Genomic DNA, 15,582 nt, shown 5'->3' on the forward strand with positions numbered 1-15,582 from the left:
AAATGAATGAATTACAACAACAAGCATCTGACCCAGAATATTCTGTTTGGGTTTCTGCTTCAGCTGGTACAGGCAAAACCAAAATTTTAACAGATAGGGTGCTACGGTTACTAATTAAGGGAGTTCCATTTGAAAAGATCCTATGCTTAACTTTTACTAATGCAGCCACCCTTGAAATGCAGAGTAGGATTAAAAATAAACTTGCTCAATTTGCTGCAAACGAAACCACTAAATTAACTGAAGAGTTAGGTTTATTACTTACTAGAGAGCCTTTAGAAAGTGAGGTGCAATATACCAAAACTTTATATAACAGACTACTAAACTCTGAAGATGGTATTAATATTTACACTATCCATGCTTTCTGTCAGAAGATGCTTAAATTATTTCCTTTTGAAGTTGGCATTAATCCAAAATTTCAGGTTCTTGACGAGATTACAGCACAAGGGGTTGTTAGCAAAATAAGAAACCAAATCTATTTAGATCCGACTTATAATGAGCTGATTAGTTTTTTTCTGACAAGTTTCCATGAAACAACTATCAATGATATTTTCTCTGAAATAATCCAGCAAAAAATTAAGTTTAAGAAATTATTTGCCAAACAAATGGATTTTGTAGAGTACGATGCTCAAACTATTTTTGCACAATTATCAAGTATTTATGACCAAGCTAGGCAATTATTGGCAAAATACTCAATAGCTATTGACCTAGATCAAGAAATTCAACAATTTTTTCTTACTAAAGAAAACCTTAAGCGTAAGAATATATTGCCTAAATCTATGGCAATGAAGTACCCAAAGTTATTGAATGAACTTGAATATATTCAAGAGAAAATTTTTCAGCTAGATCAACAAGCTAAAATGCAAGATATGGAGAATTACTCAAATTCATTACGTAACTTGGCAAAGATTTTTCTTGATAAATATGATTCCTACAAAACCCAGCATAGTTTGCTTGATTATGATGATTTAATTTATCTTACGCAGTTATTATTAACGGATAATGCTGCAAAAAATTGGATAGCTTATAAACTTAATGGCGGGATTGACCACTTGCTTGTTGACGAAGCACAAGACACTAGCCCGGAACAATGGGACATTATCACTGCAATTATAGCAGACTTTACTTCTAGCACTAAGCAAAAAAGTACTATTTTTGTCGTAGGCGATGAGAAACAGTCGATTTTTAGCTTCCAAGGAGCAGATATTAGCTCTTTTAGTTATGTTAATGAAAATTTGTATAAAAACCTATCTGATGCAAATAAAAATTTCAGAAATATTACCCTCCAGTGGTCTTATAGATCTACTAAAGAAATTATTGATATTGTCTATCTAATTTTTCAACAAATTAAACATACTACTCCACAATTATTTACATCTGATAATCCTAAAATTTTGCCATTTCGTCAAACTCATAAAGGTAGAGTTGAACTTTGGCCATTAGTTAAGGATGAAAAAGAGAGTAAGTTGTTTTGGCCTTTACTGGAAGAACATAATAAATCCAAATCTGCTCAGCAATTACTTGCACAACAAATTGCTAGTTTTATAAAAAGCCAAATAGCAAGTAGAAGAATCCTGCCTGCTACTAATTCCGCAGTCAAAGAATCAGATTTTATGATTTTGGTACGCAAGAGAGATGAGTTGATTTTTGAGATTATTAACTGTCTTAAGCAACATGGTTTGCCAGTAGAAGATGTTGATCGGATCACTTTAAATAAAAATTTGTCAGTATTAGACTTAATGAGCATAGCGAAATTTGTACTACTACCTCAAGATGATTTGAATTTGGCTAGTCTGTTAAAATCACCAATAATTGGTATGAGTGAACAGGCGCTACAAACTATTGCAATTTCTCGAGGTAAGAATTCTATTTGGGGTTACCTGCAAACTGTCTCAAACTATGCAAGTATATATAAGAAACTGTGTCATTTCTTGCAGCTATACAAGGTTACAAATTGTGAGAATTTTTTTTCACTTATTGTCGATTGTTTGGATGTTAGAAAGGTTTTAGTTGAGGCTAATGGATTTGATAGCAATGATGTAATAAATGAATTGATATATTTGAGTAGCAATTATGCTAATAATATAGATAGCTCATTGCAAAGCTTTGTTTATTGGTTTGAAAATAACAAAATTGAGATTAAAAGAAATTTAGAATCGTCAAGTAAGATAAAAATTATGACCGTGCATGCTTCTAAAGGTCTGCAAGCACCTATTGTTATTCTGTGCGATACTAGTTCAGTACCAACTAATAGTAATAAATTCATTTGGGACGAAAATCAAGTGTTCTCTACCACTCAATCAGCCAATAGCCCAGAATTCTTTAAAGTTCTCAAAGAAAAAGAGCAACAAAAAGACTTACAAGAATATATTAGACTACTTTATGTTGCAATGACTAGAGCCGAAGACCATTTAGTGATATGTGGTTATCAGTCAAGTAGTAAGCTACCACAAAATTGTTGGTATGAGTTGGTTGCCAGAACAATGAATATGCACGGGAAGGTACAGGAAAATGGTATTATAGTTTATGAATCAGTTATTGAAGGAAGTGGAAATGGGCAGGAATCTAAAGAAATAGACCAAAAAGGTGCTTTAGATATTCTAGATCCCGCACCAAAGCAGGATGACATTGAAGGCAACCGAAATGACATTGAAGATTGGATACCAAACCTTTTTTTAATTAATAAAATCACCAAAAATACAAAGCAAAATTATTCAGTCAATTCTCCTCTTATAGTTAATGATCATTTGGAATATGGTAAGATATTTCATAAAATTCTAGAAGATGCCACAAAGATCAATGATTTTTCTATGATGAATAAACATCCGTTTATTCACAAGTTACCAACAACTCTGCAAGAAAAGATTCATAGCAATATTGATAAATTACTGAATAATATAGAATTTATGGCACTTATTTCCCAAGAGCTAAAAACTGAAGTGACGATAGGGACAACTCTAAATGATGAGGTTAAGATAGGAAGAATTGATTTACTTGCCATTGATACAGGGAAAATAACCATTATTGATTATAAATCCGATGCTAGTCCACCTAAAACCTGTCAATTAGTTAAGGAATCTTATATTGATCAGTTGAATTTTTACCGACATATAGTAGCAAAACTATATCCTAACAATGAAATTATTTGCAAAATTTTATGGCTAGAAAATGCCAATTTTATGACGATTGGTTAACCTTTAACCAATAATACACAGGTAATATGACAAAATTAGTGAGAGATTTAGTTCCGCAAATTATCTTAAAATCTTCGAATACCAGTCTTTCGTATTGCAGAATTGGCTGAGTATACTGCTCGTAAATGAAGAGTTGAAGGAAGAGAAGAAAGAAGCTAGAATATGATAATGGGAAATATTTTAACATCTGAACAAAGAACGGTACTGAAGTCAGGTCATGGTAATGAACGAGATAGGAGAGTATGTGACCGAATTAAGGCAGTTTTGCTGTATGATAAAGGTTGGAGCTATGGAGAAATAGCAGAAGCATTGCTGTTAAGTGAAGAAGCTATAAGAAAGCATGTAAGAGATTATCAAAAATTTAATAAATTAGAGACAGCTACCGGTGTTAGTGCAAGTAAGCTAAGTGAGCTAGAAGAGAAAGAGTTAATAGAGCATTTAGAAATATGTAATTATGTTTATGCCAAAGATATCAGCAATTACATAGAAGAAAAATACGGTGTTACCTATACAATAGCAGGAGTAACAAAACTATTAATCAGATTAGGCTTTGTATATAAGAAGCCAAAGATCGTACCCGGCAAGCTTGATATAGATAAGCAAGAACTATTTAAGCTAGAATATAGTTTGTTAAAAGGTACTCTCAAGGCTAAAGAAGCTATATATTTTATGGATAGCGTTCATCCTCAGTATCAAACAAAAGCCCGTTATGGTTGGATCAGAAAGAATCAAAATAAAACTTTACCAACATTTAGTGGCTGGAAAAGGAAGCATTTAATAGGAGCAATTAATTTATCTGATTTGCAATTAGTTAGCACAGATAATCCTAAAGTAAACGGTGATTATATAATCAATTTTCTACAAAAATTAGAAGCAGAAAATCCTAATAAAGAGAAGATATATTTGATTTGTTATAATGCTGGGTATCATAAGTCAAAGAAAGTAAAGGAGTATCTAGTAAATAGCAAAATAGAATTAGTATTTTTACCTTCCTATAGCCCTAATCTTAATCCGATTGAACGATTATGGAAATTTATGCATAGAATTGTAACAAATAATAAATTTTACCATAATTTTGCTCAATTCTCAGAAGCTATAGATAGATTTTTTGCTAATATTGATAAATACAAAGGTAATTTGATTACTCTTATAACTGACCAATTTCAGACTATAACTTTTAATCATTTTGCCAACTCTTCAGGTTAATTGAGTATAATACTTGTCCCTATTTCACAAGATTGCCGCGTTGGCGATTCCATCGCCTCCTCCTCGCAATGACCTTGGTTATTTTTCTATAACTTTTAAACTGCCATGATGAACTCTAAAACCTCTTCCTCTTCGAACTTTCGATAGCTCTGACCTACGATCCCTGAAGATGATAACACAATTCTTGATTTTCTATCTGAGTATACCCTGCAAGGTCTTTTGTTTATCTTACTTTAGCCATTCTAGCTTTTGGTGTAGATTTTACCGTTACAAGTTTTACTTTGGGTTCTAACAATATTTCTTTAATTTTTAGGCTTTCAGCTACAACCTTTTCTGTGTCATCTATCTTAGCCAATTTTTCAGGAGTAATTTTATGCATCAAATGCTTCGATAAACTAGAGAGTCCTATTTTCTCACAAAAATTTGCTACCTTATAACGCATCTTATCTGCAACAGTTAAATTAGGGATCGTCATTTCCATTAAGTGAGCTGTTGCTACAATATTCTCTTTATAACGCAGATCGTTCTGTATTGCCTTAACATCCTCATCAGTAAGGTGTTTTTCTTTGTTTAGATGGGTTAATAATTTGTCGTAAAACCTTTCTAGTTTTTCTATAGTAATCTTTTTACTTGCTGTTACTGTTTCTTTTATGAAATCCTCAACTTTCTTTCCAAAAGATTCAAGACGTTTGTCTATATCTGCAACATATTCTGTTGGATTCAAACTTGTTACACTTTTTTGAACCTTCGGCATTGAGACTTCTACCTCTTGCCATTTACCATCTTGACTCTTTTGCCATTGTTGTTCTTGAACAGTTGTTGTTACAGGTTGAGCAGGCACTTTAATTTGATAATCATGTTCGCTAGCCCACTGTAAAGCACTTTTTCCTTCAATTTCAATATTATGGTGAGCTGCATAGGCTACTGGGTCTTTAATAGGAGATTTAGCAAAAGTTTCTAACCACTGACCGTTTTTAAATTCAGGAGGTACATTACTAAATTTAGCTACTGTGTCTGCTGCTCTTGCTATCTCTTTCATATTATTGAGATTTTCCTTGATATGCTCTTTATAAAATATACTTAATTCATTAAAATCATTAATTTGCTTTAATTCAAATTTATTACCTTCAAATCTAGCTGCTACAATGAGACCTTCTGGAGAGAACCCATGTTTTTTCAACTCATCAACTTTTTGATCAATTATAGCATCTATTTGCTGATCATTTAACTGATTGGTCATTTGTGCTAATGCTTTACTATATTTTTCAATGTTAAACGATAAATTACCTGCCTTAATAGCTTCAGTATAGTTAACTGCATTCTCTGAAAACATTTTATGTGTTGCCTCAATCATAGCACCAAAATCTTGGTGAAACATTTCAAAAGATCTACCGTGATCTATTTTAGTTACAGTCTTCCCATCCTGCACCATCAAATTACCGGCATGATAATCCAATTCTCCTAACATATGACAAGCAGCAATGACTTTTTCCAAACCGTCTAATTTTTTTAAGTTTTTATTATTTGCTCCAACGCTAGTAGTATAAGTACCCCTAGCAAACTCTGCAAGCTGCACCACGTTATTAAAAAATTTAGAACGTATAGCAATTGATGGTGAATTGACCTGATCAGATACTACTAATGCCTCTTTAGGGGTGCGATCATATAATAAAAACTGATACATAGAAGAACCGATTAACTCCCGCACACCATCATCCCGATCTGCTAAAGCTTGCTGTTGCTGTTTTTCTCCCTGTAGATCTAAACAACTCCTATGCTGTTTATAGAAACGTTTTAACATGAAAGTATTACCAGTTGCGGTTTCCTTAGCAATATATCCAGCAGATACACCAGCTTGCTTATTACCTTTTTTTATAAATTCTGTATTTTTAACCGTTATTCTATCTCGTAGCATAGTTTCAAGCGGATCTTTTTTGGATTCTTCTAGCTTTTTTGGACGTGCTGGTTTGTTTTCTTTAGCTAACACATCTATAAGCGGGATATCTATTAGCTCTCTTAGTACTTGATTTTGATCTCCAGGAAATGCTTCTTTTATTACCTTTAATATTTCACTTACAATGTATTTAGAATGTGTAAGTTTCTGCATTTTCTTTTTATACAAATCAATATTAGAGTCTGATGGCTCTTGAGCGAGTGCTATTACACTACTAGCAAGTTCTTCACATTTTTTAGAGATTCTATCATTTACAACTTGATCTTTACCATTTGACTCTGTAAGTTTTATTAAAGTTGTAAATAATTGGGTATGTAAAGATTGTTTAATTTCTTCTTGGTTTGTTGCCATAAAAATCTAACTCTTTATAATTAATTGTTAATTGCAGTTAATCTAAGAAAACTTTTTGTAGCGGTTTGTTTGCTAAATTTTCTTCAGTAAAAAAATCCTTCTTTAAATGCGTAACCTGATGATTCAATAACCTTAATTGTAAGTAATCATTAATTGCTTGGGTAAATTCACCAAGTTTGTTCCGAAAAAAATGATCGGCTCCTTGGATAATCTTATAATCGACAGTTATATGTTTTTGCTTAGATAATTTATCTACTAATTCAAGCACTGATTCTTCGGGTACAATACTATCATTGTCACCTTGTATTACAAAGCCAGAAATAGGACATTGAGACAAGAACGAAAAATCATATTTATTCACTGGCGGAGATATCGCAATAAAATTATTAATCTCTGGTCTTCTCATGATTAGTTGCATGGCTATCCATGCTCCAAAAGAAAACCCCGCTATCAAATTTAGACTGCTAGTAGGGTTGTTAAGTTGCAGCCAATCAAGTGCTGTTGCAGCATCAGTCATTTCGCCAATACCATTATCAAACTCTCCCTGGGAACGTCCAACGCCCCTAAAATTAATTCTGAGTACTGTAAACCCATTAGCTACTAATGATTTATATATATTGTAAATCACTTTGTTATTCATAGTACCACCGTAAAGCGGATGTGGATGTAATAATAAAGCAATCGGAGCTTTAGGATTACTAGATTTAGTATAAAGCCCTTCGATCCGACCGGCAGGACCATTAAAAAAAACGTTAGCCATAATTATAACATATAATATATTAATTTATATCGAACACTAAGACCAGAAAGTAAAATTATAACATGCCATTTTATAGATTTCAAGATAACTATATGTTAGTAATGTTACAAGACCGACTTTTAAATTCCCCCTAGATATCAATTAGCATTTCTGCTAGGATTCTTATTATTCAAATTTGTATGTTTAAATGACTATGAAGAATATATTAATTATTAAACTATTAATTTTATTATTTACGATTAAACCCGCTTTGGCACAGCCATTGTCAATTGATAGCATATATCAACATTTATTGATAACATCTCCAAGTTACAACAATATTACCTATAATAAACCTTCAACCAATTATTTAATACCAAATAATTGGTTACTGCAAACACCAAATATTTGGGGTGCTACTTTAGAAGAATATGGAGAAGGGCTTACGCCAGTTGCAGATAACGTGATAGATGCACAATTTTTTGTCCCAACATGCCGTACTCAATCAGATTGTCGCGGAATCAGTACTTGTAAAACGGCTGATTTTACTTTGGATAATAGAACATTATGTTTAACAAATGCATATAATGTGTTAAACACTATGTATAACACAATTATTAATGCCACTACATCTGTAGATATTACAACTCTCGGTAAAGATTACTTTAGTTCAGGAGCATTTACTGCTATGTTGCAAAATGCTGTCATAACACTAGGTAAAAAAAAGCATTAATTCTCCTCATTTTATAACTATACGCTTATTATATGGTACGTATAAAGAAGTTCCACCTGAATGGATGAAAAGCTATTTAAATAATATTATTTCTAAATTACCAGCCAATAATAAACTAATTATATCAATTGCTAATATTAGGTCATGTACATTTAAATCCAATTGTGGAAATCAGGAGAAACAACATGATATCTCTCTTGATCTCTCTTGGAATCATGGCAAAATTATTGCGGTGGATGGTAATATATTAATCACTGGTGGAGAAAATTTATTTGGTCAGGATTACACTCAAGCAGAGCCAATTAATGATGCCAATATTAAAATATTTGGACCTGTTGTAAATGGGGCAACAACTTATGCTAATATATTATGGAAATATGTACAACATCATCGAGCTATAGCAGTAAACCATTGTTATACATATAAGAAGGGGTATATTTCAACAAAATGTGCTAAAGCTATTTCCTTAAATAACGAATTTAATGTTAATAGTTCATTACCTGTACAGGCAATGTTTATTAGTAAATTGAACAATGGAGTTGGCATTGGTGATGATGCTGATCAATCAGAAATTGCAAGGGTATTTGCTCTAAAAAATGCTACTCGCTCTATCAAAATTAGCCAACAAGCCCTATTTTTTAAAGAGAGTAATTATCCACTGCTAAATAAAATACTGCCACCAATTAGTACTGTTAATGGTAATATTATTCAAGCAATAGCATATGCTATACATAATAATGCAGTAGATACATATATAGTGACCAGCAACTTATTCAGATTTAATTACTCAGATCATGTAGATTTACAATATTTATATGATTATATACTTAATACAATAGTTTCTAATTATCATGTTGAGAGTAAAATAGCCGCACAAGAATTAAAACAGCATCTCCATCTTGCTTATATAAGTTATAATCATATTATCAATACCAATGCAAGAAGCCATAATAAGTTTTGGATAGTAGATGACAAAGTTTTTTATTTTGGTAGTCATAATTTTTACCCAACATCATTACAACAATTTGGCATTATTGTAGATAGTATAGAAGCTAGTAAAATATTATTGGAATCCTATTGGAATCCTATGTGGGAATATTCTGCTAAATATAACTTCAGAATGAATAACGATTGAACTGCTAGTTCAATTCATTAAACTCTACTCTAGCAAATAATTTTATTTGAAGTAGAGAGAGTTCAGAATGATCTTTTGAACCTTCTTCTGCTAATTTATTGGCTTTAGTTAAAAGGTCTAAATCTCTAGCTAGATCAGCGAAAAAGAATCTTATTTCACCACTTTGCTTTGTTCCTAATATTTCTCCGCTACCTCTTAGGAGAAGATCTTGCTCTGCTATATAAAAACCATCATTGCTATTTCTCATCACTTCAAATCTAGATTTTGCAACCATAGTTAATTTTTGAGGATCATATAGAAGAATACAATGAGATTGTAAAGTTCCACGTCCAACTCTACCTCTTATCTGATGTAACTGAGCTAAACCAAACTGTTCAGCATTTTCTATTACTATTAAGGTTGCTTCTGGTACATCGATACCCACTTCAATTACAGTTGTAGCAACCAAGATTTTAATATTACCATTCTTAAATTGGTGCATAATCATATCTTTTTGCTCATTTTTCATTTTACCATGTATAGTACCTGTAATGTTAGGGTAGGCATTCTCAATGGTAACTAGTCTAGTGTTGATGTCGGTTAATCCTGTATTTTTTGCCTGTGTTGTTAACTCTTCATCATTTTGATCGATAAGGGGACATATCCAGTAAATTTTCTCTCCAAATTTTAGCTTTTTATCTAAAACTGAGATTACATCATTTAGCTTGGTCTTTGGCAATATGCTAGTAATAATTGGTAGTCGATTTTTTGGTTTGCTTGTTAATTTAGCAATATCCATATCTCCAAACATGGTCAAAGTAAGACTTCTAGGAATAGGGGTTGCGGTCATCACCAAAACATCGGGATGAGAGGCTTTATTAATTAAATCTAACCGTTGTTGTACACCAAATTTATGCTGTTCATCAATGACGATATAACCTAAATTTTTAAAGTTTACTTTTTCTTGAAATAATGCATGAGTGCCAATTAATATATCAATATCTCCATTTTCTAGGCTTGATAGAACTTTGTTTCGTTCTTTGGTAGATATTTTTCCAGTAAGTAAACCAAGCCTTATTCCGGTTTCACTTAAGGCTTTAACAAAGAATTGGTAATGCTGGTTTGCTAATAAATCGGTAGGGGCCATTAGTGCAGCTTGAAATTTATGGTATGATACAGTGACCATTGTCAATAAAGCTACTAGGGTTTTACCAGAACCAACATCACCTTGGAGTAAGCACATCATTTCTGTAGGAGATAATTGATGTTTTGCAATTTCCTCAATCACGTTCTTTTGGTCAGGTGTGAGTTCAAAGCCTAATGTCTTAAGTATTGCTTGTTGTAGCTGACTAGACCCTGCAAATGAATTGCCTTGTTTTAATTTTGTTTGTTGGCGGAGATATTGTAATGAAATTTGGTTAGCAAAAAGTTCTTTTTCTGCCAATTGTCTTAAAGCTTGAGTATGTAATTCTTCTAATGGCTTAGTTTTAACCTGATATAAATGTAAAGTTTTTAAATCTTCTAATAATGATTTAGTATAATCCTTTACTTCTTGAAAACTCTCAGGAATACAGCACCACTCTTTCTCAAACAAATCAAGCCCCTTTATTATATAGGAATAAAGTTGCTTATTAATTATCCCATAGGTCAAAGGATATATTGGTTCTAGGGGGCTGGTAAGTTTTTGATCCAAAATAAATATTGGGTGGACTATTTGAGGTAAGCTAGAGAAAACTTGTACCTTACCATTAATTGTATGTTTACTGCCTATTGTAAGTTTACTTAGAATAAAATAAGATGGTCTATTAAAAAATATCAGCAGAATTGAGCCGGTCTCATTGTATCCTAAGATTTTCAAAGGCTGTTTTTTGTTCTTAGGCACAAGCACTTCTTCTATTGTTATTTCAGTTTGAATTAACTGACCATTTTTTAGTGAAGATAAATTTGGTGAAATTATTTTAACTTGATAAGAAGTAGGGCGGTAAAATAACAAATCTCTTAAATTGATTATTCCCAATCTTTTAAGTCCAATAATTATATTATCACCAACGTTAATACGTGATTTAATTGGTAAGAAAAAAAACTTATTGATAGTTAACATATTATTTTTTTAATTAACCTGAATTCGATGTAATATACTCAAATGATTTGAAAAATTGGATTTGAAAATGAATGGTGAGCAGGCGTAGCATACATATAGTATAGTTACGCCTGCGAGTCCATGATATTTTCAAAAAACAATTCGTAGGAGCAGAAGAGTATATTAATTTGTTACATCGAACTCAGGTCAATAATAACTATATTTTATTTACAGCATCTAGAGTTTAGTGCATAAAAATATCAATATCGTTCCATCCTACTAGGTCTAAGTTGGCTCTAATAGGTAAAAACTTAAAAATCTGTTTTGCAATATCTAACCTATTTTCGGTCAGTAACATATCTTGCAAGATAGCACGAAGTTGATGTAGGTAAAGGACGTCTTTGGCGGCATATTCTTTTTGTTCAGCTGTAAGATCAAACCTTCCCCAATAGGAAGACTGTTGTTGTTTAGAAATTTGGACTGAAAGTAGTTCGCGGCATAAGTCTTTTAAACCATGAGCATCAGTATAGGTTCTAACTAGTTTAGAAGCTATCTTTGTACAAAATATGTTCTCCAAATCTATTCCAAGATATTTTCTTATTGCTGCTAAATCAAATCTAGCATAGTGAAATATTTTGCATCGATTCTTATCAAGCAATAGTTTTTTTAAATTAGGTGCTGCGTAATTCTTGTCAATAAAGTTTACTAAGTAAGCCTTACCATCTCCATTACTCAGTTGCAAAAGGCATAACCTATCCCTATGTAAGTTTAACCCCATCGTTTCTGTATCGATTGCTAGGTCTCCTGCAATATTAAAATCTTCCGGGAGATCATTCTGAAAAACTATAATACTGATAATAACCTCCTAAGTTATTTTATGGTAAAAACCTGTTCTTTTGGCGACGCTACCCCTAGAACTCTTCTTGCTTCTTGGTCAAGCATATCTCTATCTAGAGATTCTGGTCTAAGTAGTTTTACTTTATGTTCAAGTTCAATGCGTTCTGCCCTTAAATTTTCTAGTTCACTATAGGTTTTTTCGAGTCGTTGATTTAATGTAAAATAAGCAATAATCCCTCTATTACCACAAATAGAATGGAAGATAAAATAAGCTAATAATAAAGATAGCAAAACATTAAATATTATCTTTTTGGAATTTTTAACTGAATCAATAAAATATTGATAATTCATAATATTTTAATAATAAAAATAATATTGGGGCGGTAAGAATTATGCTATCAAATCGGTCTAGAACACCGCCATGACCTGGTATTATAGTACCAGTATCTTTTATAGCAAATTTACGCTTAAAATATGAAATAAATAAATCGCTCATTTGTGCTATTAGTGCTAAACAAATAGCTGCTATAATTAAGTGCCGTTTGTTTAATAAATAGTCAGTTGGTAAGTCAAAGCTAGGTACTAAACTTAATAAAAATGCTGTAAGCCCACTAGCTAATACCCCTATGATTAATCCACTCCAAGTTTTGTTAGGACTAATCTTGGGGGTCAGCTTAGGTCCGCCTATATTCTTCCCACCAATCATAGCAAATATATCAACTGACCATATTATAATGAAATATAGTAATAATAGCCATCGATTTTTATCTTCAGTAGCAATTATTATTAAAGATATAGTGGGAATGGGAATGATAACAAAGCCCAGTAATATATGGGAAAAGGACGATTTTGTCATTTGATACCATTCATATAACATAATTATGGCAATTAATAACATAACTATATTAAATAATGACTTAATGAACATTATTGCTATAATAAATACTGGTCCTATTACTAGGGCTGATAATATTCTTACTACTATATTAGACCTCTTATCTAGCACCAAAATTCCTTTTTCTTTTTGAATAATCGTTTAACGCTTCTAGTATATCTTGTTTGTTAAAGTCAGGCCAGTATTTAGGTAAAAAATATAGTTCAGCATAGGCAGCTTGCCATAGTAGAAAATTACTGATTCTACATAGACCACCAGTACGAATTAACAAATCTACATCAGGCATTCTTGGATCATATAGATAATTACCAAACTCATTCTCGCTAATTTGTGTTTTACTAGAATTGATGATTTTCTGACATGCGTCAACAATCTCTGCTCGCCCGCCGTAACTAAAAGCAATACAAAGAGTTATGTTATTATTATGTTTTGTTAATTCTATAGCATCATGGATTTGTTTTTGTAACATATTATCTAACATATCCAATCTACCGATAACTTTTATTTTGACTCCGTTTTCGTGTAGTAGTGTAGTCTCATTTTTTAGATAATAACGTAATAATTTTAGTAAAAATGTCACTTCAGTCTTTGACCTACGCCAATTTTCTGATGAGAAAGTATAAAGTGTCACGTAAGGTATATTAAGTTCTATAAAATCTGGTAATAATTTCTTTACTCTATTAGCACCTGCTCTATGTCCCTCAGATTTTGGTAAGCCTTTTTCTAAAGCCCACCTTGCATTACCGTCCATGATAATGGCTAAATGATTTACTTTGTTGATTGTATTCATATTTATTGTATATACGCTGGGATGACTCGAAGTTATCACCATTACTATGGCTCAGGTTAGCTATATAATAACACAGAAATGCCATTAATGAACATATATTTGCGGTCAGTTATAGGAAATTTTCATCGTAATAGATCATTTATGGATACTTTACTTCTAGTTCCTTTATCCACCTGTTTAACGATTACTGCACAATATAAACTTGGTTTTCCTGAATCAGCAGGTAAGCTGCCTGGTACTACAACTGAGTAGGCCGGAACTCTACCATAAATTATTTTTCCACTTTCCCTATCTACTATCTTGGTAGATGCACCAATAAATACTCCCATACTAATTACACTTCCTTCTTCTACTAAAACCCCTTCTGCTATTTCTGATCTTGCACCTATAAAACAATTATCTTCAATTATTACCGGGGTATCTTGTATTGGCTCTAGTACCCCACCAATACCTGTTCCGCCAGAAATATGACAATTCCTTCCTATTTGTGCACATGATCCTACGGTGGCCCAAGTATCAATCATTGTTCCTTCTCCTATATATGCACCTATATTAATAAAAGAAGGCATAACAATAACGTTTTTAGCTAAATATGTCCCCGTTCTTATAAATGCTCCGGGAACGATACGACAGCCATGGGTTCTAAATAATTCTTCATTATGATTTGTAGCAAATTTGGGAGCAATTTTATCATACCATTTCATACAATCACCAGAATGGATTTGCGAATCAGTTACAATAAAATGTAATAAAATTGCTTTTTTTACCCAAAGATTAACTCGCCAATCAGCCCCTTCTTTTTCACAAACCCTAATTAATCCTTGATTTAAACCATCAATAATATTATTCAATATTTGTTTGGCATAATTAGTTTTTTCTGCATCTTGAGTTAATTTATCGCGTATTTGCCAAAATTCTTCTATAGTATTAATATGTTTTTGCATAACATCCTTGCTAAATTGTAAAAAAAATCATAATTTACTTTATTTTTAAGTCAACCTATATACTCAAATTTGAGTATACAAATTAGATCACGTAAATGAGTATTGCTTGCCCAAATTGTAACACTACCTTTATAGTTTCAAAAGAACAAATAGGTATGACTGGTAGGAAGGTCAAATGTTCAAAATGCCACCATATATGGTATCAAAAGGCAGAGCTTGATCAGCAAGAACCTCCCATTATATCAGATAATACCACAAAAAACGCTAGCACTAATGAAAATAATAAAATATATTCAACTAAAGGTACTAACTTACCGGCTTTATTACCAACTAAAATTCCTGAGCAATCGCATATTTTATCTATATTATTGTGGCTTAGTTTAATTGTCTTCTTATTATTAATGTTATTTCACGAGAAGTTTAATATACCAGCTCTGTATAAAGAGAATAATAATATATTAACTATAAGAAATATACATGTTGAACAAAATAAAGAAATGGGACAAATTAAAGTGTCCTACAGGATAAGTAATACTTCTGACCATGATGTGACAATACCACTTATTCGGGTTAGATTGCTCAATAAAAAATATGTAACAGTAAAATCCTATATAATGAATCAAAAAAATATTAAATTGCCACCTAAGCAACATATCGACATCGCTACGTATCTTGATGTAGTTCCTCGTGCAAGTGAGTTGTTAAATATTATGCTTGGTAATAGTTTGGATTTCATATTACATTAGAC

Annotated in this window: 13 protein-coding genes and 1 pseudogene; 6 read left to right on the top strand and 8 right to left on the bottom strand. The window is 32.0% G+C overall.

Features of this window, described 5'->3' with window-relative positions:
* Positions 1 to 2: 2 nt before the first annotated feature.
* The 3 genes and pseudogenes from AAGD26_RS04875 to AAGD26_RS04885 all read left to right on the top strand — a co-directional run.
* Positions 3 to 2,480: pseudogene (locus tag AAGD26_RS04875) on the top strand (UvrD-helicase domain-containing protein); the annotation flags it as partial.
* Positions 2,481 to 2,807: 327 nt separating this feature from the next.
* Positions 2,808 to 3,191 carry a PD-(D/E)XK nuclease family protein gene (locus AAGD26_RS04880; protein ID WP_410520640.1) on the top strand — a complete coding sequence of 128 codons (384 nt, stop codon included), beginning with the start codon at positions 2,808 to 2,810 and terminating at the stop codon, positions 3,189 to 3,191.
* Between the two features lie 168 nt (positions 3,192 to 3,359).
* Entirely contained in the window at positions 3,360 to 4,397 is a 1,038-nt protein-coding gene (locus AAGD26_RS04885; RefSeq protein ID WP_341751303.1) for an IS630 family transposase, read from the top strand.
* Between the two features lie 223 nt (positions 4,398 to 4,620).
* Here AAGD26_RS04885 and AAGD26_RS04890 read toward each other — a convergent pair whose 3' ends face one another.
* The gene (locus tag AAGD26_RS04890; RefSeq protein ID WP_341751332.1) at positions 4,621 to 6,702 is read right to left on the bottom strand and encodes a hypothetical protein; all 2,082 of its coding nucleotides are present in this window, start codon (positions 6,700 to 6,702) and stop codon (positions 4,621 to 4,623) included.
* A gap of 37 nt (positions 6,703 to 6,739) precedes the next feature.
* Complete coding sequence (locus tag AAGD26_RS04895) at positions 6,740 to 7,462, bottom strand: alpha/beta hydrolase (protein ID WP_341751333.1); 723 nt, start codon at positions 7,460 to 7,462, stop codon at positions 6,740 to 6,742.
* Positions 7,463 to 7,655: 193 nt separating this feature from the next.
* Here AAGD26_RS04895 and AAGD26_RS04900 point away from each other — a divergent pair, with 193 nt between their 5' ends.
* Positions 7,656 to 8,174: a hypothetical protein gene (locus tag AAGD26_RS04900; protein ID WP_341751334.1), complete on the top strand. Its 519-nt coding sequence runs from the start codon at positions 7,656 to 7,658 to the stop codon at positions 8,172 to 8,174.
* A gap of 64 nt (positions 8,175 to 8,238) precedes the next feature.
* Positions 8,239 to 9,309: a hypothetical protein gene (locus AAGD26_RS04905; protein ID WP_341751335.1), complete on the top strand. Its 1,071-nt coding sequence runs from the start codon at positions 8,239 to 8,241 to the stop codon at positions 9,307 to 9,309.
* Positions 9,310 to 9,313: 4 nt separating this feature from the next.
* Here the strand turns inward: AAGD26_RS04905 and AAGD26_RS04910 are convergent, their stop codons facing one another.
* The 6 genes from AAGD26_RS04910 to dapD all read right to left on the bottom strand — a co-directional run bounded on the left by AAGD26_RS04910 (position 9,314) and on the right by dapD (position 14,834).
* A complete protein-coding gene (locus AAGD26_RS04910) occupies positions 9,314 to 11,389 on the bottom strand; it encodes an ATP-dependent DNA helicase RecG (protein WP_341751336.1) in 2,076 nt (691 codons plus the stop codon).
* A 223-nt stretch (positions 11,390 to 11,612) separates the two neighbouring features.
* Entirely contained in the window at positions 11,613 to 12,224 is a 612-nt protein-coding gene (locus AAGD26_RS04915) for a ribonuclease D (RefSeq protein ID WP_341752320.1), read from the bottom strand.
* Between the two features lie 14 nt (positions 12,225 to 12,238).
* Complete coding sequence (locus tag AAGD26_RS04920; protein WP_341751337.1) at positions 12,239 to 12,556, bottom strand: FtsB family cell division protein; 318 nt, start codon at positions 12,554 to 12,556, stop codon at positions 12,239 to 12,241.
* Complete coding sequence (locus AAGD26_RS04925; RefSeq protein WP_341751338.1) at positions 12,534 to 13,214, bottom strand: phosphatidate cytidylyltransferase; 681 nt, start codon at positions 13,212 to 13,214, stop codon at positions 12,534 to 12,536. Before AAGD26_RS04925 ends, AAGD26_RS04920 begins: the two co-directional genes overlap by 23 nt.
* Positions 13,201 to 13,890: a polyprenyl diphosphate synthase gene (gene uppS / locus AAGD26_RS04930; RefSeq protein ID WP_341751339.1), complete on the bottom strand. Its 690-nt coding sequence runs from the start codon at positions 13,888 to 13,890 to the stop codon at positions 13,201 to 13,203. The genes AAGD26_RS04925 and uppS overlap by 14 nt, the downstream gene beginning before the upstream one ends.
* Before the next feature lie 122 nt (positions 13,891 to 14,012).
* Complete coding sequence (gene dapD / locus AAGD26_RS04935; protein WP_341751340.1) at positions 14,013 to 14,834, bottom strand: 2,3,4,5-tetrahydropyridine-2,6-dicarboxylate N-succinyltransferase; 822 nt, start codon at positions 14,832 to 14,834, stop codon at positions 14,013 to 14,015.
* A gap of 95 nt (positions 14,835 to 14,929) precedes the next feature.
* Here dapD and AAGD26_RS04940 point away from each other — a divergent pair, with 95 nt between their 5' ends.
* Positions 14,930 to 15,580 (top strand): MJ0042-type zinc finger domain-containing protein, encoded by a 651-nt coding sequence (locus AAGD26_RS04940; RefSeq protein ID WP_341751341.1) that lies wholly within the window; start codon positions 14,930 to 14,932, stop codon positions 15,578 to 15,580.
* Positions 15,581 to 15,582 lie beyond the last annotated feature (2 nt).

It is taken from the genome of Candidatus Tisiphia endosymbiont of Piscicola geometra, assembly GCF_964026415.1.
Classification (GTDB): domain Bacteria; phylum Pseudomonadota; class Alphaproteobacteria; order Rickettsiales; family Rickettsiaceae; genus Tisiphia.

What these genes read in the sequence shown, in the direction of transcription:
- AAGD26_RS04880 (WP_410520640.1), top strand. Translation starts at nt 2,808, where the DNA reads ATGATGAATAAACATCCGTTTATTCACAAGTTACCAACAACTCTGCAA.
- AAGD26_RS04885 (WP_341751303.1), top strand. Translation starts at nt 3,360, where the DNA reads ATGGGAAATATTTTAACATCTGAACAAAGAACGGTACTGAAGTCAGGT.
- AAGD26_RS04890 (WP_341751332.1), bottom strand. Translation starts at nt 6,702, where the DNA reads ATGGCAACAAACCAAGAAGAAATTAAACAATCTTTACATACCCAATTA.
- AAGD26_RS04895 (WP_341751333.1), bottom strand. Translation starts at nt 7,462, where the DNA reads ATGGCTAACGTTTTTTTTAATGGTCCTGCCGGTCGGATCGAAGGGCTT.
- AAGD26_RS04900 (WP_341751334.1), top strand. Translation starts at nt 7,656, where the DNA reads ATGAAGAATATATTAATTATTAAACTATTAATTTTATTATTTACGATT.
- AAGD26_RS04905 (WP_341751335.1), top strand. Translation starts at nt 8,239, where the DNA reads ATGAAAAGCTATTTAAATAATATTATTTCTAAATTACCAGCCAATAAT.
- AAGD26_RS04910 (WP_341751336.1), bottom strand. Translation starts at nt 11,389, where the DNA reads ATGTTAACTATCAATAAGTTTTTTTTCTTACCAATTAAATCACGTATT.
- AAGD26_RS04920 (WP_341751337.1), bottom strand. Translation starts at nt 12,556, where the DNA reads ATGAATTATCAATATTTTATTGATTCAGTTAAAAATTCCAAAAAGATA.
- uppS (WP_341751339.1), bottom strand. Translation starts at nt 13,890, where the DNA reads ATGAATACAATCAACAAAGTAAATCATTTAGCCATTATCATGGACGGT.
- dapD (WP_341751340.1), bottom strand. Translation starts at nt 14,834, where the DNA reads ATGCAAAAACATATTAATACTATAGAAGAATTTTGGCAAATACGCGAT.
- AAGD26_RS04940 (WP_341751341.1), top strand. Translation starts at nt 14,930, where the DNA reads ATGAGTATTGCTTGCCCAAATTGTAACACTACCTTTATAGTTTCAAAA.